Source organism: Trinickia sp. NRRL B-1857, from assembly GCF_050470685.1.
Classification (GTDB): domain Bacteria; phylum Pseudomonadota; class Gammaproteobacteria; order Burkholderiales; family Burkholderiaceae; genus Trinickia.
Window position 1 is genome coordinate 2261612 of the sequence record NZ_JBFLUK010000011.1, and the last position, 24990, is coordinate 2286601.

20 protein-coding genes are annotated in these 24990 nt (G+C 64.4%); 10 read left to right on the forward strand and 10 right to left on the reverse strand.

The features are described 5' to 3' along the window. Window positions 1-37 precede the first annotated feature (37 nt). From AB1286_RS30510 to AB1286_RS30525, 4 genes are all read left to right on the forward strand, one after another. Window positions 38-733 (forward strand): phosphatase PAP2 family protein, encoded by a 696-nt coding sequence (locus AB1286_RS30510; RefSeq protein ID WP_430367366.1) that lies wholly within the window; start codon window positions 38-40, stop codon window positions 731-733. A gap of 157 nt (window positions 734-890) precedes the next feature. Continuing rightward, complete coding sequence (gene modA, locus AB1286_RS30515; protein WP_430366920.1) at window positions 891-1688, forward strand: molybdate ABC transporter substrate-binding protein; 798 nt, start codon at window positions 891-893, stop codon at window positions 1686-1688. Between the two features lie 21 nt (window positions 1689-1709). Continuing rightward, the gene (gene modB / locus AB1286_RS30520) at window positions 1710-2384 is read left to right on the forward strand and encodes a molybdate ABC transporter permease subunit (RefSeq protein WP_430366921.1); all 675 of its coding nucleotides are present in this window, start codon (window positions 1710-1712) and stop codon (window positions 2382-2384) included. Between the two features lie 13 nt (window positions 2385-2397). Beyond that, a complete protein-coding gene (locus tag AB1286_RS30525) occupies window positions 2398-3108 on the forward strand; it encodes a sulfate/molybdate ABC transporter ATP-binding protein (RefSeq protein ID WP_430366922.1) in 711 nt (236 codons plus the stop codon). A 39-nt stretch (window positions 3109-3147) separates the two neighbouring features. On the opposite strand, the gene AB1286_RS30530 is transcribed toward AB1286_RS30525, so the two are convergent. The 3 genes from AB1286_RS30530 to AB1286_RS30540 form a co-directional block, all read right to left on the reverse strand. Beyond that, complete coding sequence (locus AB1286_RS30530; RefSeq protein WP_430366923.1) at window positions 3148-4038, reverse strand: TOBE domain-containing protein; 891 nt, start codon at window positions 4036-4038, stop codon at window positions 3148-3150. Window positions 4039-4137: 99 nt separating this feature from the next. Further along, the gene (locus AB1286_RS30535) at window positions 4138-6030 is read right to left on the reverse strand and encodes a CHAD domain-containing protein (protein WP_430366924.1); all 1893 of its coding nucleotides are present in this window, start codon (window positions 6028-6030) and stop codon (window positions 4138-4140) included. Window positions 6031-6185: 155 nt separating this feature from the next. Further along, window positions 6186-6572 carry a tautomerase family protein gene (locus tag AB1286_RS30540; RefSeq protein ID WP_430366925.1) on the reverse strand — a complete coding sequence of 129 codons (387 nt, stop codon included), beginning with the start codon at window positions 6570-6572 and terminating at the stop codon, window positions 6186-6188. Between the two features lie 96 nt (window positions 6573-6668). On the opposite strand from AB1286_RS30540, the gene AB1286_RS30545 reads away from it, so the two are divergent. Continuing rightward, the gene (locus AB1286_RS30545; RefSeq protein WP_430367367.1) at window positions 6669-7544 is read left to right on the forward strand and encodes a LysR family transcriptional regulator; all 876 of its coding nucleotides are present in this window, start codon (window positions 6669-6671) and stop codon (window positions 7542-7544) included. 40 nt (window positions 7545-7584) lie between these two features. On the opposite strand, the gene AB1286_RS30550 is transcribed toward AB1286_RS30545, so the two are convergent. Further along, the gene (locus AB1286_RS30550) at window positions 7585-8031 is read right to left on the reverse strand and encodes an N-acetyltransferase family protein (RefSeq protein ID WP_430366926.1); all 447 of its coding nucleotides are present in this window, start codon (window positions 8029-8031) and stop codon (window positions 7585-7587) included. Between the two features lie 143 nt (window positions 8032-8174). Here AB1286_RS30550 and AB1286_RS30555 point away from each other — a divergent pair, with 143 nt between their 5' ends. The 3 genes from AB1286_RS30555 (at window position 8175) to AB1286_RS30565 (ending at window position 10386) form a co-directional block, all read left to right on the forward strand. After that, window positions 8175-9125 carry a DMT family transporter gene (locus AB1286_RS30555; protein WP_430366927.1) on the forward strand — a complete coding sequence of 317 codons (951 nt, stop codon included), beginning with the start codon at window positions 8175-8177 and terminating at the stop codon, window positions 9123-9125. 110 nt (window positions 9126-9235) lie between these two features. Continuing rightward, complete coding sequence (locus tag AB1286_RS30560) at window positions 9236-9685, forward strand: MbcA/ParS/Xre antitoxin family protein (protein WP_430366928.1); 450 nt, start codon at window positions 9236-9238, stop codon at window positions 9683-9685. Then, window positions 9676-10386 carry an RES family NAD+ phosphorylase gene (locus AB1286_RS30565; RefSeq protein ID WP_430367368.1) on the forward strand — a complete coding sequence of 237 codons (711 nt, stop codon included), beginning with the start codon at window positions 9676-9678 and terminating at the stop codon, window positions 10384-10386. Before AB1286_RS30560 ends, AB1286_RS30565 begins: the two co-directional genes overlap by 10 nt. A 15-nt stretch (window positions 10387-10401) precedes the next feature. Here the strand turns inward: AB1286_RS30565 and AB1286_RS30570 are convergent, their stop codons facing one another. The 6 genes from AB1286_RS30570 to AB1286_RS30595 all read right to left on the reverse strand — a co-directional run bounded on the left by AB1286_RS30570 (window position 10402) and on the right by AB1286_RS30595 (window position 17602). After that, window positions 10402-11139 (reverse strand): metallophosphoesterase, encoded by a 738-nt coding sequence (locus AB1286_RS30570; RefSeq protein ID WP_430367369.1) that lies wholly within the window; start codon window positions 11137-11139, stop codon window positions 10402-10404. Window positions 11140-11224: 85 nt separating this feature from the next. Then, a complete protein-coding gene (locus AB1286_RS30575; protein WP_430366929.1) occupies window positions 11225-12817 on the reverse strand; it encodes a c-type cytochrome in 1593 nt (530 codons plus the stop codon). 27 nt (window positions 12818-12844) lie between these two features. Beyond that, window positions 12845-14446, reverse strand: a complete 1602-nt coding sequence (locus AB1286_RS30580; RefSeq protein ID WP_430366930.1) for a GMC family oxidoreductase — start codon at window positions 14444-14446, stop codon at window positions 12845-12847. Between the two features lie 113 nt (window positions 14447-14559). Beyond that, entirely contained in the window at window positions 14560-16161 is a 1602-nt protein-coding gene (locus tag AB1286_RS30585; protein ID WP_430366931.1) for a GMC family oxidoreductase, read from the reverse strand. A gap of 91 nt (window positions 16162-16252) precedes the next feature. Further along, window positions 16253-16804, reverse strand: coding sequence for a sugar dehydrogenase complex small subunit (locus tag AB1286_RS30590; RefSeq protein WP_430366932.1), 552 nt, complete (start codon window positions 16802-16804; stop codon window positions 16253-16255). Window positions 16805-17104: 300 nt separating this feature from the next. Further along, a complete protein-coding gene (locus tag AB1286_RS30595; RefSeq protein WP_430366933.1) occupies window positions 17105-17602 on the reverse strand; it encodes a VOC family protein in 498 nt (165 codons plus the stop codon). 446 nt (window positions 17603-18048) lie between these two features. On the opposite strand from AB1286_RS30595, the gene AB1286_RS30600 reads away from it, so the two are divergent. Both AB1286_RS30600 and treS read left to right on the forward strand, forming a co-directional pair. Further along, window positions 18049-21558 carry a maltotransferase domain-containing protein gene (locus AB1286_RS30600; RefSeq protein WP_430366934.1) on the forward strand — a complete coding sequence of 1170 codons (3510 nt, stop codon included), beginning with the start codon at window positions 18049-18051 and terminating at the stop codon, window positions 21556-21558. Further along, window positions 21548-24946 (forward strand): maltose alpha-D-glucosyltransferase, encoded by a 3399-nt coding sequence (gene treS / locus AB1286_RS30605; protein WP_430366935.1) that lies wholly within the window; start codon window positions 21548-21550, stop codon window positions 24944-24946. The genes AB1286_RS30600 and treS overlap by 11 nt, the downstream gene beginning before the upstream one ends. Window positions 24947-24990: the final 44 nt, after the last annotated feature.

A 24990-nucleotide genomic window follows, 5' to 3' on the forward strand; every position in this document is an offset into this window, starting at 1 on the left:
AGGAGCCGTGCGGCCACTCCGCCCGGCCTGGTCCGATATGTACGATTTGCCTGTCCACCTCTGGTTCTCGATCACGCGCCTCGGCGGCGCGGGACTTACGTTGCCGCTCGCGATCGCGATCGCCTTCTGGCTCGCGCTCGGCTACTCGCGGCGCTTGGCGCTCGGCTGGCTCGTCATCGTCGGTGCGGCGGCAGGCCTCGTTACGCTCACCAAGCTCGCCTTTCTGGGCTGGGGCGTCGGCATTCGCGAATGGGATTTCACGGGGGTGAGCGGGCATGCGATGCTCTCCACCGCAGTCTATCCTGTCGCCTTGTTCCTAACGCTGTTGCCCGCGCGGCCGAGCTTTCGGGTGGCGGGCGTCGCGCTCGGCCTCGCCGCGGGTCTAGCCGTCGGCCTCTCGCGCGTCGTCTTGAGCGCGCACTCGCCGTCGGAGGCCGTGGCCGGCTGCATCGTCGGCGCACTCGCCGCGATCTTGTTCGTCTGGTGGGCCTGGGACGCCAAGCCCAGCAAGCTTTCGGCCGTACCGGTCGCCGTCAGCCTGCTCATGCTCGCTGCCGCGATGCACGACGTCCGCGTGCCCACTCAATATTGGATCACGCACATCGCCCTGCACTTGTCCGGGCGCGACCGGCCCTACATCCGTGCGCGCTGGAAGGCGGCCTACCCGGCGCCGCGCCCCGTGCCGGCCTCGCCCATGGGCCGAAGCGCCGCGCTGACCTCCCCATTCGCCTGACGGCGCGGCATGCCGGGGCGAGCCGCCCGGCGCCCAGGTATCGGCCTTCGATTCCCGCTAGTCACTCCATAGCCGCGGCCGTATGTCCGGCATCGTAGAATGCGTTATCACCTCCGCTATATTACGATGTCGGTTTCGACTCCTCTTTTCCGTCTTCATGAACGCTCACGTGTCCGCCGTCCGCCGTCCGATCCGCGCGCTCATCCTCAGCGCCGGCGCGCTCACCGCCTTGTCAGTTCAAGGCGTCGCGCACGCCGATGAACTCATCGTGTCGGCCGCCGCCAGCCTGACGAATGCTTTCCGCGACGTGGCGACCGCATTCGAGAAAACGCATCCGGACACGAAGGTGGTCCTTAATCTCGGCGCATCGGACATCCTGCTCCAGCAAATCGCCAACGGCGCCCCCGCCGATGTATTCGCATCGGCCGACGAAACCGCGATGGACAAAGCCGTGGCACAGAACGACGTGGTCACCGGCACGCGACACGATTTCGCCACGAACTCGCTCGTGATGATCGTGCCGGCCGATAGTCATCTGAAGGTGCGCTCCGTACGGGAGACCGTGGCGATGGCCGAGGTCAAACGCGTCGCGCTGGGCGATCCGGCATCCGTGCCGGTGGGACGTTATACGAAGGCGGCGCTCGAGCATGAAGGGAGCTGGGACGCGGTGAGCGCCAAAGCCGTGCTGGCCAACAACGTGCGTCAGGCGCTCGATTACGTCGCGCGCGGCGAAGTAGACGCGGGTTTCGTCTACGGCACCGATGCCGCGATCATGCCGCAAAAAGTTAAGGTCGCGATGAAGGTGCCGACCGAGACCCCGGTCGCCTACCCGATCGCCGTCGTCAAGGGATCGGCGCATGCCGCCGAAGCCGAAGCGTTCACGGGTTTGGTTCTGTCGCCCCAAGGCCAAGCGATTCTCGCGAAATACGGCTTCGAGCCGCCGGCGAGTCATTAACCCTCGGGTGAGCAGCACGCCATGCAAGACGCTTGGATTCCACTCGCGCTGTCGCTGAAGGTCGCCGGATGGGCGACCGCGCTGGATGCGCTCTTCGGCATCGCCGCCGGACTTGCGCTCGCGCGTTGGCGTTCGAAGGCACGCGACATCGTCGATGCGCTGCTGACGTTGCCGCTCGTCATGCCGCCGACCGTGCTCGGCTATTACCTGCTCGTGCTGCTGGGCCGGCGCGGCCCCATCGGCGCTTGGCTCGACACCTTCGGCATTCGTCTCGTCTTCACTTGGCAAGGGGCCGTGATCGCGTCGATGATCGCGGCGTTTCCGCTCGTGCTCAAATCGGCACGCTCGGCGTTCGAAGCCGTCGAGCCGCAATTCGAGCACGCCGCGCGAACGCTCGGGATCGGCGAAACGGCGCTGTTTTTCCGCGTGACGCTGCCGCTCGCGGCACGCGGCATTCTCGGCGGGGCTTTACTCGCATTCGCGCGTGCGTTGGGCGAGTTCGGCGCCACGCTCATGATCGCCGGCAACTTACCGGGCCGCACGCAAACGCTCTCCGTCGCCGTATATTCGGCCGTACAGGCGGGCGACGACCATACGGCCAACGTACTGGTGCTCGTCACGTCGGCTGTCTGCGTCGTCGTCCTGCTCATCGCCGGGCAGCTCGTTCCGCAGCACAAACTCTTGACGTCTCGCTAGTGCGGATGCCGCCATGTCATTGACCGTCGACATCCGTAAAACGCTCGTCGCGCGCGAACGCCGGTTCGAGCTTTGCGTTTCGTTTACCGGCAGTTGCCAGCGCATCGTGCTGTTCGGACCTTCCGGCGCCGGCAAGACGCTCACCTTGCAAGCCGTCGCCGGACTGCTCAAGCCAGATGCAGGCACCATTGCGCTCGGCGGCGAACCGCTGTTCGATGCCGCTCGCGGCATCGACGTGCCTACCCGGATGCGGGGCGCCGCCTATTTGTTCCAGGACTACGCCCTCTTCCCGCATTTGAACGTGCGGCAGAACGTGGGCTTTGCGCTCAAGCGCGGCTGGCTCAATCCGCGCTCGCGCGAAAGCGCACGCGAAGTCGAATACTGGCTCGATGCGTTCGAGTTGAGCGGCCTCGCCGGCAGCTATCCGGCGCAGCTCTCGGGCGGACAAAAGCAACGCGTCGCGCTTGCGCGCGCCTTGGTGGCCAAACCGCGGATCTTGCTGCTGGACGAACCGTTCGCCGCGCTCGATGCCGGTATGCGCGACCGAATGCGTCACGAACTCTCCGAGTTGCAGACGCGTCTCGACATTCCGATGGTGCTCATCACGCACGATGAAGCCGACGTCGCCGCGTTCGGCGATCAGGTGGTGCAATTGGCCCGAGGCAGCGTGCAAGAAGTGGCGCCCTACGAGGCATTCGCGGCACGCAACACGCCGCCTCGCTGAACAACGCGCGCGGTTACCGGCAGCACGCTCCTGCCGCGTTTAATCGGCCGTGCCGAGAATCACGCTGGATGCCTTGAACACTGCCGTCGCCCGCTTGCCTTCGGCAAGTCCGAGCGTGTCGGCACTCTCATTGGTCACGACCGCGGTGACCACGGTGGAATTGATATCGGGCGATGCACCGGCCGTACCGTCGAGCGCCAACGACACCTCGGCATTGACCGCCCCACGCGTCACCTGGGTGACGACGCCGCTTAGTTGATTGCGAGCCGACACACGCAGCGGCTGTCCCGCATCGGCATCGTCGGCAATGAGCATCACCCATGAGGCCTTCACCAGCGCGAACGCAGGCGCACCCACCGCGAGCCCGAGCGTTTCCGTGCTTTCGTGCGTTACCACGGCGACAATCGCCTGCCCGCCGGGAAGCGCAAGCGAGATTTCGTCGTTGACACTGCCGCGCTTGACGGACGATACGGTCCCGTAAAGTTGGTTGCGAGCGCTCGTCTTCATGCCGATTCTCCCGATCAATGCCCAATCGCCGGCGAAGTGCTCGATCGCCGCACTCGCGCGTTCGATGAACTTGCGATGCTCGCGCTCCACGGCGTCGAACGTCTCGATCAAGCGGTGAGCGCGCGGCGTGAGGGTCGTGCCGCCGCCGCCCTTGCCGCCCACGGCGCGCATGACCAGCGGTTCGCCGGCGAGATTGTTCATTGCATCGACGGCATCCCATGCCGCCTTATAACTCATGCCGACTGCCTTCGCGGCAGACGTGATCGAGCCTGTATCGCGGATCGCGGCGAGCAGGGCAATCCGCGCGGCCCCGCCGAGCGTCTGCTGCCCCGCGCGCAGCCACACCGAGCCGCCAAGCTCGAGCGGCGCGGCACCGAGGCTGCCGGAAACGGAACGAGCCGAAGATGGGGGTTGATCGCTCATGAGCAGATAGCAAGGCCAAAAGAAGTCGGAATTATAGGCGGCCGATCTCCGCCCTTGCTTCAGCCTTGCTGCGCGCCCCCCAACGCGTCGGGGCCGGCGCTATGCGTCGCGTAGGATCTTCGGCTTGCCGAGTGCTTCCAACAGCCGCTCGCCCTCGATCGCCGACCAGCGATTGACCGCCTCGCACCAGCCGCGCGCGAAGCCGTGTATGTACGGCGGCACGTCGAGCACTTCGAGAAAATGCAAGGCCGCCGTCGCATCGCTGCCGTCGCCGAGCACGCTTTGGATTCGGCCGAGTTGCTTCGATACCGCGCGGCGCGTCTTATGCGAGGCCAGCGATTCGAAAAACTCGAGCGTATAGCGCAAGCGCTTAGCTTCGATGCGTCGCCGATGCCGCTCGGCGGGCGTCAAATCGCTCAGCGCGGGCTTGTCGATCAAGCGCGCGTAATGCTTACGCACGCGCTTGGCCGCATAACGGGCAAGCGGCTTGCCCGCCATGTCGGCCGGTCCCGTCGAGAATCGTTGAGTCGCGAGCCATTGCAGCCAAGCCAGCGAAAGCGCCGCGTATCGACGCGAGCGCAACGCGGAGCGCACCTGCTCTCGCGCTTCGTGGCGACGGATAGCGGCGCGTGCTTGCAGCGGCGCCCAAGCGGCGGCATCGACATCCGCGCCGGCTAGCGCAGGAAGCGTGGCGTCCACGAATACGTCGAAATCGCGCGCGCGACCGAGCAAACCGCCCAGCCAATCGAGTTCGGGAACGATCGTACGCTCCCACCGCTCATCGGCCCACTTCGGAAACGTCTTTAACAACGTCTTGAGCCGGCGCAAAGCAACCCGCATTTGATGCACGAATTCGGTTTCGGTGCCGACGCCGTCTCGCACGCCCGTTTCGTTGCCGAACCATTGTCGGGCCACGCTCGCCGCGACGGCGGTCAGCGCCCCATGCGGCGTCTTCACATCCGACAAATCGGTGCGCACGGCGCGGGCCGGCTCCCGTTCCGCGCTCGGTGCGCAGGCGCGCTCGCACCCACTCTCGAGAACCGGAAAAACCGGCAACGCATCGACGAGCGCACTGGCCGCCGCGAACAGCGCGTGGATGGCCATCGACTCCGATTCGCCGCGCGCGTTTCGCGGCGACGTGGACGCAGCGTCCCCGCCGGCCGGTGCGCCACGGCCCACAGTCGCAACCGAAGTCGTCACGCCGCTCGAAGCCTCCGCCGCCGGCTCGTTCGTTGCCGACGCCGGCTCGATTCGAGCGATGAGCCGCAATTCGCAGAACGCGATCGGCATCTGCCCAGGTTCGGGCGACTTTGCATCGGGAGCCGGTGCCGCCTGCGCACCTTGCGCGAGTTCGGCCGATTCGGCCGCTCGAGCCGTCGCCGTCGTCTCGACGCTATCGAAGAGCGCGCGCGCGTCGCTCAGCTCAAGTTCGACGACGGCGCCATCGGCACCGCTCCAGCGCCAGATACCGCGGCGCATCGCGAGGGCCGGAGACGGCGCGAGTTTGCCCGGTTTGCCGAGCGCATCCTTGAGTACTTGCGGGAAGGCATCGCTCAATGCGAGCGCAATTCCCGCATCGAGCGGCTCGTCGCAAACCGTCTCGCATCGGAACACCCCCGGCGTGAGTTCATGCGCGCGAGCGGCTTTGATATGGCGCGAACCGTCGTCGGCCGCCGTCAACGCGACACGCCAGGCGCCCGCAGGTTCGGCAAATACGCGCGCGGTCGAACGCCGCACAGCGTCGATCGCCTCGATGCCCGGCATTCTGCCGAGCGCATCGGCGATCGCGGTACCGACGTCGTCCGGCGTGCCCGCTGCCGCGCTTGCACTCGTCCGGGCGCCGCGCTTAGGCGCGACCGAGGGGCCACGGCGCGCGGCGGCGTGACTACGTCGTGCCGTGCGGCTTGCGTCGGCAGAGACCACTGGGCCGGCCATCCACTCTTTCGCCGACATGGCCTCGACCGCAAGCACGAGTTCGACGGTGCCCGACATGCTCCCTCCTCTCCCGCAGATGTGCATCATTCATGATATACACGCCTGCGGCCGGAGAGGTTGACGCAACGTAAGGGAGCACGCTTTCTCGGCCATGAACGGCCGTCGAGCACAATGCCCGAGCTGCCCAAGCCATTGGCCGCGCAAAGATACCGTCAGTCCTTGACGTATTGCGCCTCGCCGTTACCGAACGACCAATTCTCGGGCAACACTTCTATGAGATTGATGAAGACGTCTTCCCTTCTGATGCCCGGGTTGTCCGCCAACAATTCGACGATACGGCGATACAGCGCCCGCTTTTTCTCGAGCGGCCGTGTGTTGCTGACCGTGAGCTGAATCATCACGAAACCGTCGCTGCGCTCGATCCCGAGGTAGCCGCGGTTGTAAATGAAGTCCTGCGGCGCATGCTCGCTCAGGACCATGAACTGATCGTCCTGCGGCACGTTGAACGTTTCGACGAGCGCGCGCAGCACGCCGTCGGCCAGACTCTTTTTGTATTCATCGGTACGGCCGGACGGAAGCGAGATTCGAGCGAGCGGCATAGCGGTTCTCCTTTTGCGTGATCGATGTAGCCAGCATAAGGAACCTCATCCATAATGAACAGAAATCAAACAACATTTCTCTCATTTACATTCGAAATGAATCTGCTCGATCTCGACGCCGTGCGGGCGTTCGTTCATGTCGCCGACTTAAGCAGTTTCACGCGCGCCGCCGACCTGCTCGGGACGACGCAGTCCGCCGTGAGCCTAAAGGTCAAGCGGCTGGAGGCCCATATCGGCAAGCCGCTCTTCGAGCGCACCCCACGCTCGGTGCGCCTAGCCCCGGCTGGCGGTGCGTTCTTGGATGCCGCGCGCGAGCTGCTCGAAGCGCACGAGCGAGCATGGGGCTCGCTCGGCACGGAACGCCGGCGATTGAAGATCGGCCTTAGCGAACACGTCGCCGGGCCTCATCTCGCGCCGATCGTCGCGAGTTTGCATCGGCACGATCCGCGGCTCGTGATCGAGATGCATTTGGGCTCGTCCGCCGCGCTCGTCGCTCAATACGACGATAGACGGCTCGACGCGGCAATCGTCCGGCACGAGCCAGAGGAAGTCGCGGCGCGTGCCGTCGGAACGGGCGGCGCGCCGGACGGCGAACCGCTGTTCGTCGAACCGCTCGCGTGGCTCGCGGCGCCGCATTGGGCGCCGCCGGCCGGCGCGCCGCTCCCGCTCGCCGTCCTCTCGGGACCTTGCGGTGTACGAGTCGCCGCGCAGCGGGCGTTAGAACGCGCGTCTATCGAATGGGAGGAAACGTTCGTCGGCGGCGGCATCGCCGCCGTCGGGGCAGCCCTCGCGGCCGGGCTCGCCGTGTCGGCACTAGCCCGGCGCGTCGCACCGCCCGGGGTCGTCGACGTCGGGGAAAAGTTCGGCCTACCGCCGCTGCCCGAATCGCATGTGGTGATGTACTCGCGCGTGCGCGATTCGCGCTCGGTCGACGCACTGCGTACGCTGGCCAAATCGCTTGGGCGAGGCTAGATCCGAGAACGAGACCGGCCGTGCGCCGAGGCTGCCCGGCTCAATGCGTATCGATACGGTACTGAACGAACTCGCTGCGAGGCGTGAAACTATCGTAGAGACCGCGCGCCCGGTAGTTGTTCTCTTTCGTCATCCAGTACACGCGCGACCAGCCTTGGCGCCTAGCCTCGTCGAGCAACCAGTCGATCAGTTGGCGGCCCACACCCCCGGCCCGAATCGCCGGATCGACGAAAAGATCCTGCAAATAGCAAACGGGCGTCAGCAACGACGTGCTTTCATGAATGACGTAGTTCGCGATGCCGACTACGACGCCTTCTCGCTCGGCGACGATCGCATGCACGGGCGAACGCTCATCGAGGATACGCGACCATGCGTGCCGGGTGACCGGCTCCGACGGTTCGCGTTCGTAAAATCGCGTGTAACCGTCCCAGAGCTCCCGCCAACGCGCTTCGTCGCGTGCTTCGATCTTGCGTATCGTGGTCGTCATCGAATCGCTTCCCCCGTCAATGAAATGCGAATTAGGCGCCCATGGCGCGTGCCGTCAATCTACCTCAGCTAGCGGGCCAGTGCAGCGGGACGGCTAACTCACGTAAAGTCTTTCCTTTGTCCCGACCCGCTACCGCCACACACATGTTTCATTCGACCGAGGAAACGAAAAAGCACACGCGCGCCAATCTGCTGATGCTCGCGGCCGCCATGATTTGGGGCTCCGCCTTCGTCGCGCAGCGCCTAAGCCTCGACGCCATCGGCCCGTTCCTCTTTACCGGGCTGCGGTTCATACTCGGTTCCGCCGTCGTCTTCGCGCTGTGCCTGCGGCCGAGCGCTCGCGCCTCGCGTATCGACCTCGCTAAGCTTGCTCGTCGCCCGAAAGACGCACTGCCCGGCATCGCGCTCGGACTCATCCTCGCCGTGGCCATTTCGCTGCAACAGATCGGCTTGCAATACACGAAGGTGGCCAACGCCGGTTTCATCAGTTCTCTCTATGTCGTGATCGTGCCGCTCGCCGGCGCCGCGCTCGGCCATCGCACGCGCGCGGCAACGTGGCTCGGGGCGCTGCTCGCCGCCGTGGGGCTTTACTTCCTGAGCGTCCAATCGTCGTTCGAAGTGGGCGCGGGCGATCTTTATCAGCTCGGTTGCGCCATCGTGATCGCCGGCCAGGTCCTGCTCGTCGGCCGGTTCGCGCGTTTGCGAGACCCGCTCGTGCTGGCGCTCGTCCAATTCGCCACGTGCGGCATCGTCTGCCTGGCTGTGGCGTTGGCGTTCGAACCTGTGCGCGCGCCAGCGCTGGTGCAAGCGTGGCCCGCCATCGTCTATGGCGGCGCGCTGTCCGTCGGCATCGGCTACACGCTGCAAGTCATCGCGCAACGCGACGCGGCTCCAGCCCACGCTGCCGTGATCTTCAGCATGGAAGGGGTGTTTGCCGCGCTGGCGGGCTGGCTCGCGCTCGGCGAAACGCTGTCGCCGCGGGCGCTGATCGGCGCCGTCGTCATGCTTGCGGGACTCTTGCTCTCCCAATGCTGGCCGTCAGGCACGTCCAATGCCGGACGAAGAAGCGTCCCGCAGACAGCCGGTCCCGGCTAAACGGCGAGCTGACCGTTCACTGTTGGAAGATCGCAACCACGTCCCCAGATCGCCTTGCATTAATCCATAAATAGACTAAGATCGAATCGTGGTTCAATTAGAGATCGATCATGTCGCCTGCTGCCGCTCATCGCTTTTCCGCCGCCGAAGCGCATCCGCGCGGCCAGGCGCCTATTGCCGCCCCGTCGATGGCGGAGATGTCCGCGGCGGGCTTGCGGGCGTTCTTCAATATCTCCCGAGATTGGGGACTCGCCATCGACGAGCAAATCGTTTTGCTCGGCTCGCCCGGCCGCTCGACGTTTTTCAAGTGGAAAGCCGCGCCGGCTTCGGCGCGGCTTTCGCGCGATACGCTCGAACGTTTATCGCTGCTGCTCGGTATCTACAAGGCATTGCAAATCCTGCTGCCGGAGCCGGCCGCGGCCGATACATGGGTCAAGCGGCCCAATAGCGCACCGCCGTTCGGCGGCAGCAGCGCGCTCGACCGGATGCTGGCCGGCAACGTCAGCGACCTCGTCGCCGTCCGGCAATATCTCGACGCAATGCGAGGCGGCTGGGCGTGACGACGGAAAAACGCGACATTCACTTGCCCCCTGCCGTCCGGCTCGATTGGACGCCGGCGTACCGTGTCATCCCCACGCGCTTTCCTGCCGTCAACCTGTTCGATCGCGTCGCCTCGTCCGACGATTTCGACGCGCTCTATGCGCTCGAAGCGATGACGAACGATCGGCTGCGCACGGAGGTGGGCGAACTCGACCTCGTTCCCCCCGAGGAACGCTGCTTCGGTCCCGGATGCGGTCCGATCATGGCTGCGTTCACACATTTGAATCCGCTCGGCAGCAGGTTCTCCGACGGCAGTTACGGCGTGTTCTACTGCGCGCGCGAGGCGCGAACGGCGGTTGCGGAAACGCGGTATCACTCGGGCTTGTTCTTGGCTGCAACGAAGCAGGCGCCGTTGCGCCAACAAATGCGGCTCTATACGGTACTCGCACGCGGCGAAGCAATCGATTTGCGCAACGACCCGACGATCGATCCGGCCGTGCTTTCGCCAATCGACTATTCGGCGGGCCAAGCGCTCGGACGGCGGCTTCGGCAAGCCGGCGCGGCGGGCATCGTGTATCCGTCCGTGCGCGATACGTCGGGCGAATGCTTGGCCGCCTTCAAGACGACCTTGCTGCGCGACTGCCGCCACGCCGCCTATTTGGAATACAACTGGAACGGCAATGCCATCGACAGCGTGTTCGAGCTGAATCAGATCGGATGACGCGCGAGCCGCGACTTACGGCAGCGACATTTGAGGCGCGCCCTCTTCCACCGCCCGAGCAAGCGAGACGGACCAGGCGCGCGAAGTCAGCGCTTCGGTGACCGTCAGCTTGCCCGTCGAGGCGAACGCGCCGGTATCGATGAAGATCTGCGCGCCGATTCGGCCGATCTCGCGCATCGGCGTATGGCCGCAGTAAGTGGGCGACAGCCCCGCTTGCCGCTCCACAATACCGCTGCCGAGCGCGAGCTCGCGGCCCCACAGCAATTGCTGGCGCACTCGCTCGGTGAACAGGCCGCTGTCGAGCGCGGCATCGTCGCCGAAAAACTCCGCGTGCAGAACATTGAACCGCCGCTCGCCGTTGCCGACGACGCGCACGAGCGGCAACGTGCGCAAGCGCCTGGCGTATGCGCGCAAGACTCGATCGGGCAACGCCTGCGCCCACTCGCCGCCAAGGCCGTTCCACGTGCTGTGCCGCATGGCGCCCTCCGCCACCAAGCACAACGCCTCCTCATGGTTGCCGAGCACCGGGAAGAACCACGGCTTATCGAGCAGCGCGAGTGCCTGTTCGGATTGGCTGCCTCGATCGATCAGATCGCCAACCGAAAAAAGCCGATCGCAGGCCGGGTCGAACACGATTTCGCGCAGCAAATAACGCAGCGCGTCGACGCACCCGTGCAGATCGCCGACGACGAAATCGCGGCCCGCGGTATTGGCCGCGTGCCGGCAGACGATAGGGTAGGCCTCGCTGGTCATATTCATACGGCCCATCATAGTCCGGCGCGACGCGCCGGTGTTCGAGACATCGATGCGCGCTGTCGCGCCGGCCCTCGCGCTACCGCTAATGTTGACGCAGCTTCGCCACGTCGCTCGCGGTCACGGTCGCGTTCGGATCCCCGAAATGCTGCGTCACGTAATTCGTGATCGCCGCGATTTGTTCATCGTTCAATTCATCGGCAAAGGCGGGCATCATCACGTCGGCATCTTTTGTCCGCCGATTCACCCCGTGCAAGATGACCATCGCCAAGTTGCCGGCATCGGACGCACCGACCGCGCTATTGTGGATCAACGAGGGATAGGCGAGCGGCGCCGATGCACCGACGCCTTGTCCCGTCCAGTTATGACAGCTTGCGCAGTTCCCCGCGAACAGCTGCGCGCCGTCGATGCCCGTGACGCGCGTTCCCCGCAGACGTAGGACGTCGTCGGCCGGACGTCCCCGCTCGTCGCGCGCCCGCGTTTGACCGCCCGCAACGGGCGGCACCGAGCGCAAATAGACGGCGATCGAGCGCAGATCCTCACTCGTTAGATATTGCGTGCTGTTCTCGACTACCTCGGCCATCGGGCCGGCCGCATTCGCCCGCCCCGGCACCGCACCCTTCGCCAAGTAATCGACGATATCTTGCTCGCTCCAGTTGCCAATGCCACCAGCCTTATCGGGGGTAATGTTGAAGGCGTGCCAGCCCGCTTGCGCCTCGCCCGAGAAGCGATCGTGCGAACTCAAACCCTGCGTGAAGTTGCGCGGCGTATGACATTCCTCGCAATGCGCCAGTCCCTCGACGAGATAAGCGCCACGATTCCATTGCGGGCTCTGCTTCGGATCCGGCACAAAGCGGCCTTCGCGGAAATTGAACAGATTCCAAAAGATCATGAGCCAGCGCTGATTGAACGGAAAACTGAGTTCATTGCGCGGCGGCGTATAGCGGATCGGCGGCAACGTATTCAAGTACGCGCGAATCGCAAGCAAGTCGCGCTCGGTGACGCGCGTGTATTCGGTGTAGGGGAACACCGGGTACAGGTGTTGGCCGCCCTTGCCGATACCCTGTTGCATCGCGCGTAAGAACTCGGCGTCGGTCCAGCGGCCGATACCTGTCTCCGGATCGGGCGTAATGTTCGGCGTATAGAGCGTGCCGAACGGCGTACCCATCGGTAGCCCGCCGGCGAAGGGCCGGCTCTTGTCGGCGGTATGGCAAGCGATACAGTCGCCCGCTCGCGCAAGATATTCGCCTCGCTTCGCGAGATCGGTCATCGCGGCGTCCACGGGTGCCGCTCCGTCGGCGTTCGCGCCCGAACCTCCCGGGGGGCCGCCCGCACCCGTCGTCGCCTCGCTACCGGCGCCCATCGGTGCCGAGCCGGCTGCATTCGACGGCGACGGCACGCTTGCCGTTACCGCGGCGCTGGCCACAGAGACCGCCAGCGGTGCCGATGCCCCGGCTGTCGCGACTTGGCTTGCGCCTTGTGCTTGCGCGGCGGACATCGGCAATTCGTCGGCTGCCCCGCCCTCGCCGCCCGTCGGCGCATGCCAGGCGAGGTACAACGCGAAGACCGAAAAGGCCGCGGCGAAGCCCTTCATGCGAATCGGACGGCGCCGCCTATCGCCTCCCATCGGGCGCTGGCGCAGGTCGGTCGCGTCGGAACTCAGTCGCAAATTCGTCATCGGAACTCTCGTGAAGTCGTCGGGCAATTACAGTTCATGCTTGAGCTTGTCGGCGAGCCGCAGCGCCAGCGCGGCAATCGTCAACGTGCAGTTGACCGAAGCAGCGGTGGGCATCACGCCGCTCGTGGCAAGGAATAAGTTCTGATGCTCGTGCGTCCGGCAATCCGCATCGACGACCGAATCTTGCGGATCGCTGCCCATGATCGTGGTGCCCATGATGTGGTTGTTCGGTGCGAATCGATCGTCGAACGCCACCTCGGCACCACCGAATAAATTCGCGATCTGCCCATAGAGCTCGTGCGTATGGGCCGCGCTTTTTTTAACGTAATCGTTTATCGAGTAGTAAATCTCGGGTTGCGCAATACCGAGCGCGTCCTTGTGCTCGGACGACGGCACGATCCGGTTGCCCGGCTCGGGCAAATGCTCGTGGAAACTATTGATCGTCAGCGTACGAGCGGCCCGGTCGCGGATTTGCCGATCGAGTTCCGCGCCGGTTAGGCCCTTGCCGATCAACGCCGAAGCGACTGCCATCGTCGGCACGCCGTTCGACAAGTGCAGCTTCTTCGAGGCGTAATCGGAACGGAAAGATCCATCTCGAAAATTGACGACAGACGTCATCTCCATCGGGCCGCGTCCCGGCCATAGCACTTCGTTCGCGAGGAAGCTCACGCCGGTGCCTGGGTGGTCCATCAAGTTGCGTCCGACCTGATCGGAGCCGTTACCGATCCCGTGCGGGAATTTGTCGGACGTCGACATCAACATGAGCTTCGGCGTCTCGATGCCGTTCGCCGCGAGCACGAACAGCTTGCCGGTGACGCGCGTCGTACCGCCCGACGGATCCTTATAGTGAACCGCGGTGATGAGCCCTTTGTCGTCCGCCTCGATCCGATAGACGACGGCTCGATCGATCAGCTTCGCACCGGCCTTTTCCGCTTTCTCCACGTGCATGACGCCGTTGTACATCGCGGCGATCGGGCAGATCGGCATGCAGTTGTTGTTGCCGCAGCACGTGGGGCGCGCGTCGTAGGGGCGGCTATTGCGCGCGACCGGCTCGGGCACGACCGCGAAACCGTTCGCATTGAGCACCTCGGAAAATCGCGCGTCCATATACGAGAGCGGCAACTGCGCCATCGGATAGGGCTTGGAACGCGGCGAGCCTAGGTCGATCGACACGTCGGGCCCCGATACGCCCAGTTCGACTTCCGCGGCGTAGTACCACGGCTCCAGCGCCTCATAAGGAAACGGCCAATCGCGGCCTACACCGTAAGTTGTCTTCAGCTTGAAGTCGGACGGCAGCAAGCGCCAAGCAGCCGCGGCCCAATGCCACGTCGTCCCCCCAACGAGCCGCAAATACTGCGAGTCGTACGGATAGTCGCCTTTCTGGATCAAGTATCCGTTGGGCGGCGCGTATTGCGGATGCGGCGCGTAGGGCATCGACGGATACGGCGTCGCGAAATCCGACTTGGCGGGCGAGTTGCGAAAGTTCTCGACGATCTGCCAGCGCGGCAGGCGTGGGCCGGCCTCGAGAATGAGGACCGAGGCGCCCGCCAACGCGAGCTGATGCGCGACGATACCACCCGCCACGCCCGAGCCGACGACGACAACGTCGGCGGAAGGTGTGTTTGCCATAAGCGCTTCGCCTAGTTCGTTCTTTTGCGGTATTGCATGCAGGGATCGAGATGGATAAGGCAGGCTTGCCCGCCGCGGATTCGTGCTCGTTGTGTCATGGCTTCGTCATCAGGTCATAGTTGATGCGTCAATGTATCGGCCAGCCGCAGCGCCAACGCGGCGATCGTCAGGGTGCAATTGACCGAACCGGCCGAAGGCATGACGCCGCTCGTCGCGAGGAACAGGTTCGGGTGATCGTGCGTCCGACAATCGGCATCGACCACGGAATCTTGCGGATCGGCCCCCATGATCGTCGTACCCATGATGTGGCTGTTCGGATATAAGACATCGCCGAATGTCACCTCCGTGCCGCCGAATAGATCGGCGATCTGCGCATAGCGTTCGTGCGTGTCGGCCGCGCTTTTTTTGACGTAGTCGCTGATCGAATAGGAAATCTCGGGCTGGGCAATGCCAAGCGCATCCTTATGATCGGCCGACGGCACGATACGGTTCTGAGGCTCGGGCAACTGTTCGTGAAAGCTGTTGATCGTCAGCCGGCGCGCGCCGCGCTCGCGAATCTGCCGATCCAAATCCGTGCCGATCACGCCTTTGTCGATCAATGCCTGCGTGTTGCCGATCGTCCCCTCGCCGTTCCACAGATGCAGCTTCTTCGCCGCGTACTCGGAGCGGAACGCCCCATCTCGAAAATTGACGACAGACGTCATCTCCATCGGGCCGCGTCCGGGCCAGAGCGGTTCGTTGGCCATGAAGCGGACGAGCGTGCCGAGATGGTCCATCAGATTGCGGCCCACTTGATCCGAACGATTGCCGATGCCGTTCGGAAACTTGCTCGAAGTCGACATCAACATGAGCTTCGGGGTCTCGATACCGTTCGCCGCGAGCACGAAGAGCTTGCCGGCGACGCGGGTCGTCGCGCCCTTCGGGTCTTTGTAATACACGGCCGTGATGCGGCCGTTGTCATCGGCTTCGATTCGATAGACGACGGCCTGGTCGATCAACTTCGCACCGGCCGCTTCGGCTTTGTCGGCATGGACGATGCCCGCGTACATCGCTGCGATCGGACAAATCGGCATGCAGTTATTGCTGCCGCAACAGGTGGGGCGCGCGTCGTAGGGCCGGCTGTTGCGCGCCATCGGTTCGGGCACGACCTTGAAGCCGTTGCCGTTGAGCACCTGCGAAAAGCGGGCGTCCATATACGACAGCGGCAACTGCGGCATCGGATAGGGTTTCGTACGCGGCGAACCGAGATCGATCGACAAAGCAGGCCCGGACACGCCGAGTTCGGTCTCGGCCGCGTCATACCAGGGCGCGAGCGTTTCGTAGGGAAACGGCCAATCGCGGCCCACACCGTAGGTCGTCTTCAGTTTGAAGTCGGAGGGCAGCAAGCGCCAAGCAGCCGCAGCCCAATGCCACGTCGTCCCGCCCACGAGCCGCAGATATTGCACGTTGTAGAGCGTGGGCCCCTTCTGAATCAGGTATTGGTTGGCCGGCGAATACTCCGGATGCGGCGCATACGGCATCGACGGATACGGCGCGGCGAAGTCGCCCTTGGCCGGCGAGTTGCGAAAGTTGCGCAGGATCTGCCATCGCGCGAAGCGCGGACCCGCCTCGAGCATGGTCACGGAGACACCTGCCGATGCAAGCCGATGCGCGACGAGTCCTCCCGCCACGCCCGAACCGACGATTACAACGTCGGCCGAAGTGTTGTTTCCCATGACGCTTCGCCTTCTCGGTTCTCAAGCAGTGCCGCACGGGGTTGGCAAGCGAGCGCGGGCTCGTCGCCGCGCCGCGTCTCGGATGTCGGCGTCAAACGCCGGCCGGTTTCTGCGTCCAGTAGAACGGCACGTCCCGGCAATACGAGGGAATCGTAAGCACGTCGTTCACCGGATCGAACATCAGCGCATGTTCGTAAGCCACCACTTGGACGGTCGGCATCTGGCCGACGAGCCCGAGATACCAGGCACGGACGATATTGACGACGGCCTTGGCCAAGACGGGATCTTGGCTTTGAAGCACGGGCACCACTTGGTCGCTCGGCACGCCGGCATGAGTCTTGAGCCACGTGTTCAGCGCGGCGACATTGGAGACGAAGGCGCTGTCGGATTTGGACAGGGCGTTGTAGATGCGCGAGGCGAGCGTGGCATCGAGAGTCGCGCGCCCCGTCAATTGCTTGGTCAGCGCAGTGAAAGCATCGAGACCGCCGCCGGCCGGAGGGGCGAACGCAAACGCGCTCGAAAACGTGAACGGTAGCCCGACGGCCGCCGTGAAGGCGAGCGCTACGGCCGACGCACCGGCGCTCAGCAGAAAATGTCTGCGAGCGGCAGCCGGCTGCGGCTCGCTGGTTCGAGCATCTCTCATATGGGCTCCAGCATGGTGTCCATGACACCGCCGGCCTTGGCCGACGGTCCTCGCCCCCGATCTCGGTCTTTTCGTGCCGCCCTAGCCGTAGCGGTCTTTCTTATCAGTAGTAACCCTCAGGTTTCACCCATTGGCTGCGACTATAGCCGCGTCGCAGTATTTAGACAATCGGCATACGCAAATGGATAGGTATCGCAAGAACGATGAAAACGATCTTGTCCGGAATAGCAGGGGCGGCGAGAAAGGGCCCGGACCGAGGCGCCCCATCCGGCCGCCTAGGACCGCGTCACCGCGCGCGCATTAGCCGGCCGCGCCCTCGTACGCTTGGCGCAACCGTTCTATTTCGAGTTTGCACATACGGGTCATCGCGTGCATCACCCGCCCCGCGCGCTCGCGGTCGTCGTCGCGCAACATCTCGTCGACCACCGCCGGCATCACTTGCCAAGTCACGCCGAATCGATCCCTCAGCCAGCCACATTGAAGCCATTCGCCACCCTCCCCAAGCCTCATCCAGAGCGCGTCCACTTCGTCTTGCGTCCGACAATGAATCGAGCACGACATCGTAGGAGAAAACGGAAATTGCGGGCTCGGGCCACCGTTCAAGGCGATGAACGTCTGTCCGTCGAGTTCGAACGTCACGCTCATGACGCGGCGTTTTTCGCCGCGCCCCGAGTCCGAGCCCGAGTTCGGGTAGTGGACGACATCGACGATCCGAGATCGCTCGAATGCCGACGTATAGAACGCCGCCGCTTGTTCTGCCTGATCTTCGAACCAAAGAAACGGCGTGTTTTTCCGCATGGCGTCTCCTTTTTGTTTTCCCGTTTTCGCCTGCGCACAAATCGCGCACGCGAGCGACAGCCGCCGTCACTCGGCAGCATCCGGTAGCGGCGCCGGGCATCGCTGTAAAAACGCGCCTGCATCTGTCACATTTACACCGCGCAAAACGGGCGAATGTTCCATCAAGACTAGTCGATGACGGGTCCCGATGCCCGTGCAACACCTCATGCCGGCATCGCTCGACGCGCGCATACTTAACGCCATCGACGCCTTCCGTTCGTCGTACGCGGACCCCGCTCGGGGAACGGCGGCATGCATCGTGCTTCCCGCTTTCTCGCGCGCTCATGCCTGCCGCCCTCCCGGCGGCAAGCCCGCGCCGGCGCGCGGGTCATCGAGCGCCGCCTGACAACGCGATGCGATCGCACGTGGAACGTGCATCCACATCGCCGACGAACTGGAACGGACCGATGGAACACCGTCTCGCGTATGCGCCGCGTATTTATTTTGTTCATCCCCTGCTCGTCGGGCCGCTCGAGGCTTGGCCCGTCCACTGCGAGCGAGCGGCAACGCTAGGTTTCGACCACATATTGATCGGCTCGCCCTTCGCCACGGGGCAAGCCGGGAACCTACAGCTCGTCGCCGATTACGCCCGCTTGCATCCGAGCTTTCGCGCGTCGGGCAACGCCGACGAAGGCCTGCATCGACTTGCGGAACAAGCGCATGCCGCCGGCCTGTCGCTGCTGATCGACCTCGTCCTCGATCGCGTCGCGGCCGACGGCGAACTGCCGCGCGCCCATCCGGCATGGTTTCATCCGTACGAGCCGGCACGCGTGCGGCTCGATCCGCGGCACTCGGCGCACGAAGACAATGCGGCTTATGCCAACTTCGGCGATCCGCATGCGGCCGAGCAATTGGGTGCCTGGTGGAGCAAGCGGCTCGCGGCGTTGACGGATGCGGGCGTCGACGGCTTTCGCTTCGACTCGCCGCATCGCGTACCCGTCGACGTCTGGCTCGAGCTGCGCGCGGCCGTGCACACACACCGCGAGTCCGTGCGCATGCTCGCTTCCACGCCGGGACTCTCGCGCGGCGACCTCGCCGCGCTCGCTCGCGCGCGCTTCGATAGCGTCTTTTCTTCGATACGCTGGTGGGACTTCCGCGAGGATTGGCTCGGCGACGAGCATGCGGCACTCGCACGCGTGGGTGCACCGATCGCGTTCCCGGAGGCGCCGTACGGCCCTCGTCTCGTAAGCGAAATCTCTCACGCCGCCGATGCAACTGCGATCGAACGCGCCTACCGCCGCGCGATTGCGACGAGCGCTTCACTCGGTACCGGGTGGCTCATGCCGATGGGCTTCGAATATGGGATCGCCGAACCGCTCTCCTACGTCGCCACGGCCGGCAGCGTCGATCGATATCGCCAAGCGTGCGCTGGCGCGCGTTTCGATTTGAGCGATACCGTCAAGCAAACCAATGCGCTCCGTCAGCAAACGCCGCTGCTCTCGACGGTCGGCGAACTGCGGCAACTGTCGGCGGCCGGCGCCAACGTCGCGGCCGTCGTACGCGCCGAGTCCCCCGACCTGCGCGAAGCCCGCGAGGCTGTGCTGCTGATCGCGAATCCCGATTTGAGCCGCTCCGCGTTCGTCGAGCCCGCGCGTTTTCTCGACGGCGTACCGGGCAGCTTCATGGCGTTCAAGCCGCTCGCGAGCCCTTGCACGGAAGAAGCCGAGCCGCTAACGCCCTTCACGCTCGCGCCGGGCGAGGTGCTCGTCTATCGCGCGCAGCCTTGCCCGAACATCGCGGTACGACGCGCGACCAAGCGCGGCTCGGTGGCGTCGGCCACGGAGGCGATCGCGGCGCCGCGCATCGCGATCGAGAGCGTGACGCCCAGCGTCGATGCAGGACGTTTCGTCGCCAAACGGATCGTCGGCGAGGAGATCGACGTCGGCGCGGCGATTTTCGCCGAAGGGCACGACAAGATCGCGGCGGCCGTCATTTGGCGCGCGACCGACGAAACGGCTTGGCGCGAAGCCCCCATGCATCCGGTCGAGCCGGCCGGGCTCGACCTCTGGCGCGCCCGGATTACGCTCACGCGCGTGGGACGCTACGAGTTCACCGTCGTTGCGTGGCGCGACGATTTCGCCTCGCTCGTCGATCACATTCGCAAGAAGCTCGATGCCAATCAATCGGTGGAGCTCGAACTCGAAGAAGCGCGGCATCTGCTCGCCCGCGTGCTGGCCGAAGCCGAAACCGCCGACGAGACCGGCGCGCAGCAGCAGATTCACCAGGACCATCGCGAATACGCCGCACAGCGCTCGGCCATCGCCGAACTGAAGGAAATCGCGAAGCGCTTCTCGCACGCAAGCCACGCCGCACGCCTCGATGCAGTGCTCTCGCCGCAGACGGCACAGGTCGTCGCAAAGGCTCGGCATCGTCCGTTCCTCTCGCGCGACACGACCATCTATCGCATCGACGCCGAGCGCGCCGCGGCGCGCTTCGCCAGCTGGTATGAGATCTTCCCGCGGTCGATGAGCGGCGACGGTTCGCGCCACGGCACGTTCGACGATGTCATTGCCCAAATGCCGCGCATCCGGGATATGGGCTTCGACGTCCTCTACTTCCCGCCGATCCATCCCATCGGCAAGATCAATCGCAAGGGGCGCAACAACACGCTCAATGCGCAACCGGGCGACGTAGGCAGCCCGTATGCGATCGGCAGCGACGAGGGCGGTCACACGGCCGTGCATCCCGAGCTCGGCACGCTCGACGATTTCAAGCGCATGCTCGCCGCCGCGCATACACACGGGCTCGAGATCGCGCTCGACTTCGCCATCCAATGCGCGCCCGATCATCCATGGCTGACCGAGCACGCGACGTGGTTCGCCTGGCGCCCCGATGGGACGCTACGCTACGCCGAGAATCCGCCGAAGAAGTATCAGGACATCGTCAATCCCGAGTTCTATGCGCACGATGCGAAGCCGGCGCTGTGGATCGCGCTGCGCGACATCATCGCCTTCTGGGTCGACGCCGGCGTGCGAATCTTCCGCGTCGACAATCCGCACACGAAGCCGCTGCCGTTTTGGGAGTGGATGATCGGCGATATCCGCTCGCGCGAGCCCAACGTCATCTTTCTCTCGGAGGCATTCACACGCCCTCGATTGATGTATCGCCTCGCGAAGCTCGGCTTTTCGCAGTCCTACACGTACTTCACCTGGCGCGAATCGAAACGCGACTTCACCGAGTACTTGACCGAGCTCACGCAAACGAACGTCCGCGAATTTTTCCGGCCCAACTTTTTCGTCAATACGCCCGACATCAACCCCCGTCACCTGCAATCGCAAGGCCGCGTGGGTTTCATGATTCGCGCGGCCCTGGCGGCGACGCTGTCGGGGCTCTGGGGCGTGTATAGCGGCTTCGAACTTTGCGAATCGGCCGCGCTGCCGGGCAGCGAGGAGTACCTCGATTCCGAGAAGTACCAGCTACGCGCATGGGATTGGAATCGGCCCGGCAATATCGTCGATGTCGTCACGACGCTCAACCGCATTCGCCGCGCGAACCCGGCGCTGCATTCGCATCTCGGTCTCACGTTCCTGACCGCGCACAACGACCGGATTCTTTTCTTCGAAAAGGCCACGCCCGCGCGCGAAAACGTCGTGCTCGTCGCCATCAGTCTCGATCCGTTCGGGCCGCAAGAGGCCGATCTCGAACTGCCGTCGCATTTGTTCGAACACTGGCGCATGCAGGAATGGGATGCACTCGCCGTCACCGATCTCGTCACGGGCCAACGACTCGAATGGAAGGGGCTACGTCAGCACGTGAGGATCGAACCCGATACCCGGCCCTTCGCCATTTGGCGAGTGGCGCCCGCCGCAGGCTTGCCGCACGACGAACGCGCTCATGCCTCAGCGCACCGGCCCGGCCCGCAAAGCCGCCTCGGCCATGGCAACCACGGCGCCTCGGAGAGCAATCATGAAGCGTGAAGACCAATCTTTGGATACCGCCCTGGCGGAATCGGAATCGGGCGCGCGCGCCCGCGCCTCGCGCAAGGCAGCCAACTCGCCGCTATCGGACGATCCGCTCTGGTACAAGGACGCGATCATCTACCAAGTGCACGTGAAGTCGTTTTTCGATGCGAACAACGATGGCGTCGGCGACTTTCCGGGCCTCATCGCAAAGCTCGATTACATCGCGGAACTCGGCGTCAACACGATTTGGCTGCTGCCGTTCTATCCTTCGCCTCGCCGCGACGACGGCTACGACATCGCCGACTATCGCAACGTGCACCCGGACTACGGCACGCTCGCGGATCTGCGCCGCTTCATCCAAGGCGCGCATGCGCGCGGGATGCGCGTGGTCACCGAGCTCGTCATCAATCACACGTCGGACCAGCACCCGTGGTTTCAACGCGCCCGCCGCGCAAAACCGGGCTCGAATCATCGCAACTACTACGTGTGGTCCGACACGGACAAGAAGTACGACGGCACGCGCATCATCTTCATCGACACCGAGCCGTCGAACTGGACGCACGATCCCGTGGCCGGTGCCTACTACTGGCATCGCTTCTACTCGCACCAGCCGGATCTGAACTTCGACAATCCGGCGGTCTTGCGCGAAGTGCTGCAAGTCATGCGCTTTTGGCTGGACATGGGAATCGACGGATTGCGGCTCGACGCGGTGCCGTACCTCGTCGAACGCGAAGGCACGAGTAACGAGAACTTGCCGGAAACGCACGCGATCTTAAAGCGCATCCGCGCGACGATCGACGCCGAGTATCCGAACCGCATGCTGCTCGCCGAAGCCAATCAATGGCCGGAGGATGTGCAAGAGTATTTCGGTCAGGAAGACGAATGCCACATGGCGTTCCACTTCCCGCTCATGCCCCGCATTTATATGGCGATCGCAAGCGAGGACCGCTTCCCGATCACCGACATCATGCGGCAAACGCCGGAGCTTCCGCCCTCGTGCCAATGGGCGATCTTTCTGCGCAATCACGATGAGCTCACGCTCGAGATGGTGACCGATTCCGAGCGCGACTATTTGTGGAACACCTACGCAAGCGACCGGCGCGCAAGGCTCAACCTGGGCATTCGCCGCCGTCTCGCCCCCTTGATGGAGCGCGATCGGCGCCGTATCGAACTCATCAATTCGTTGTTGCTCTCGATGCCGGGCACCCCCGTCATCTACTACGGCGACGAACTTGGGATGGGCGACAACATCCACCTGGGCGATCGCGACGGTGTGCGCACGCCGATGCAATGGTCGTCGGACCGCAACGGCGGTTTCTCGCGGGCCGACCCCGAGCAGCTCGTCTTGCCTCCCGTCATGGGCACGCTATACGGTTTCGATGCGATCAACGTCGAAGCGCAAACGCGCGACCCGCACTCGCTGCTCAATTGGACCCGCCGCATGCTCGCGACGCGCCGCTCCAAGCACGCGTTCGGCCGCGGCACGATCCGCTTCCTGCGCCCGTCGAATCGGAAGATCCTCGCGTATCTACGTGAAATGGAAGGCGAAGCGCCGATCCTTTGCGTCGCCAACTTGTCGCGTGCGCCGCAAGCGGTCGAACTCGATCTGTCCGAATTCGCGGGCCGCGTGCCGGTGGAAATGACGGCCGATTCGGTCTTCCCGGCGATCGGACAACTGACGTACCTGCTGACGTTCCCTCCGTACGGATTCCTCTGGTTCTTGCTCTGCAATCGCGAAGACCGGCCAAGCTGGGCGCAGCCGGGCTCCGAGCAGCTACCGGAGTTCGTGACGCTTGTGTTGCGTACCGGCCAAACGGGGCCCACCCCCGAAAACGTGCGGCTGCTGGAGTCGGAGGTGCTGCCCTCGTATCTGAGCCGTCGCCGCTGGTTCGCCTCGAAGGATCAAAAACTCCATTCGGTACGCTTGGCCGCGCTGACGACCGTTCCCGACGCCGGCTTCGCCTTCACCGAAATCGAAGCCGACGTGGGACGCCACACCGAGCGCTACGTCCTGCCGCTCGCGATCTCGTGGGGTACCGACACCACGGTGCCGCTTTTCATGCAATTGGCGCTGGCGCGCGTGCGGCGCGGGCGCAATATCGGCCACTTGACCGATGCGTTCTCCCTGCCGCTATTCGCGCATGCCGTGCTCCACAATCTGCGCGAACAAGCCGTCATCCCCACCGTGCAAAAGAGCGAGATTCGCTTCGTGCCGACGGCGCGCTTCAGTGAACTCGACGATCTCGGCGACACCCCGGAAATCCGCTGGATCTCCGCGGAGCAAAGCAATAGCTCGCTCATCATCGCCGAGCGCGCGGTGCTCAAGCTCGTGCGCCGGCTGATCGGCGGCGTGCACCCCGAAGCGGAAATGAGCCGGCACCTCACGGAAATCGGCTACGCGAACACGGCCCCGCTGTTCGGCGAGGTGGTGCGCGTCGATCCGCAAGGCGTCCCGCATACGCTATCCCTGCTGCAAGGTTTCATCGAAAACCAGGGCGATGCGTGGAATTGGGCACTGGACTATCTACGCCGCGTCATCGACGAACTGGCCCTCACGCCCGAAACCGAAGAACCGGATGCGGAGAAGTTCCAAGGCTACCGGGCCCTCACGGGGATGATCGGCCGGCGGCTCGGCGAATTGCATGCGGCGCTGGCCGCGCCGTGCGACGACCCTGCGTTCGTGCCCGAGAAGGCCACGCGCGCCGACGTGCGCAGTTGGGTGGAAGGTGCGCGCACGATGCTCGAACATGCGCTGGACGTCCTCGCGACCGAAGTCGCGAAGACTGATTCGTCGATCGACGAGGCGACGCGCGGGCTCGCCCAAGCGCTCATCGATCGGCGCGCAGCGCTGATTCAGGCGCTGGAGGCTCATGTCCCGCATCAGCTCGATGCGCTGCGTATTCGCGTGCATGGCGATTTCCACTTGGGTCAGGTGCTGGTCGCCCAGAGCGACGTCTATCTGATCGACTTCGAAGGCGAGCCGGCCCGTCCCTTGGACGAACGGCGCATGAAGCGCAGCCCGCTTGTAGACGTCGCGGGCATGCTGCGCTCGCTCTCCTATGCAAGCGCGGCGGCCCAACCCGCGTCAGAGAACGCGCCTACGCTGACGGCGGATCGCAAGCGCGCGCTGTTCGATCGGTTCCGCGAGGAAGGCCAGCAAAGTTTCCTCGACGGTTATCGCGAAGCGGTCGGCCATGCGGTGCACCCGCTCGTCTCGCCCGAGGCCGAAGGCGTTTTGCTCGACTTGTTTTTGATCGAGAAGGCGGCCTACGAAGTCCGCTACGAGGCCGCGAACCGTCCTACCTGGCTCGGGCTGCCCCTACGAGGCCTTGCGGTGCTCGCATCGCGGCTGCTCGGCGAAGCGGATAGCGGCGGCTCGGCCCCCGCACCCGCGCAAACGTGAGTCTTGGTGAAATGGGTTCCATGAACGATCAACCTTCACGCGTG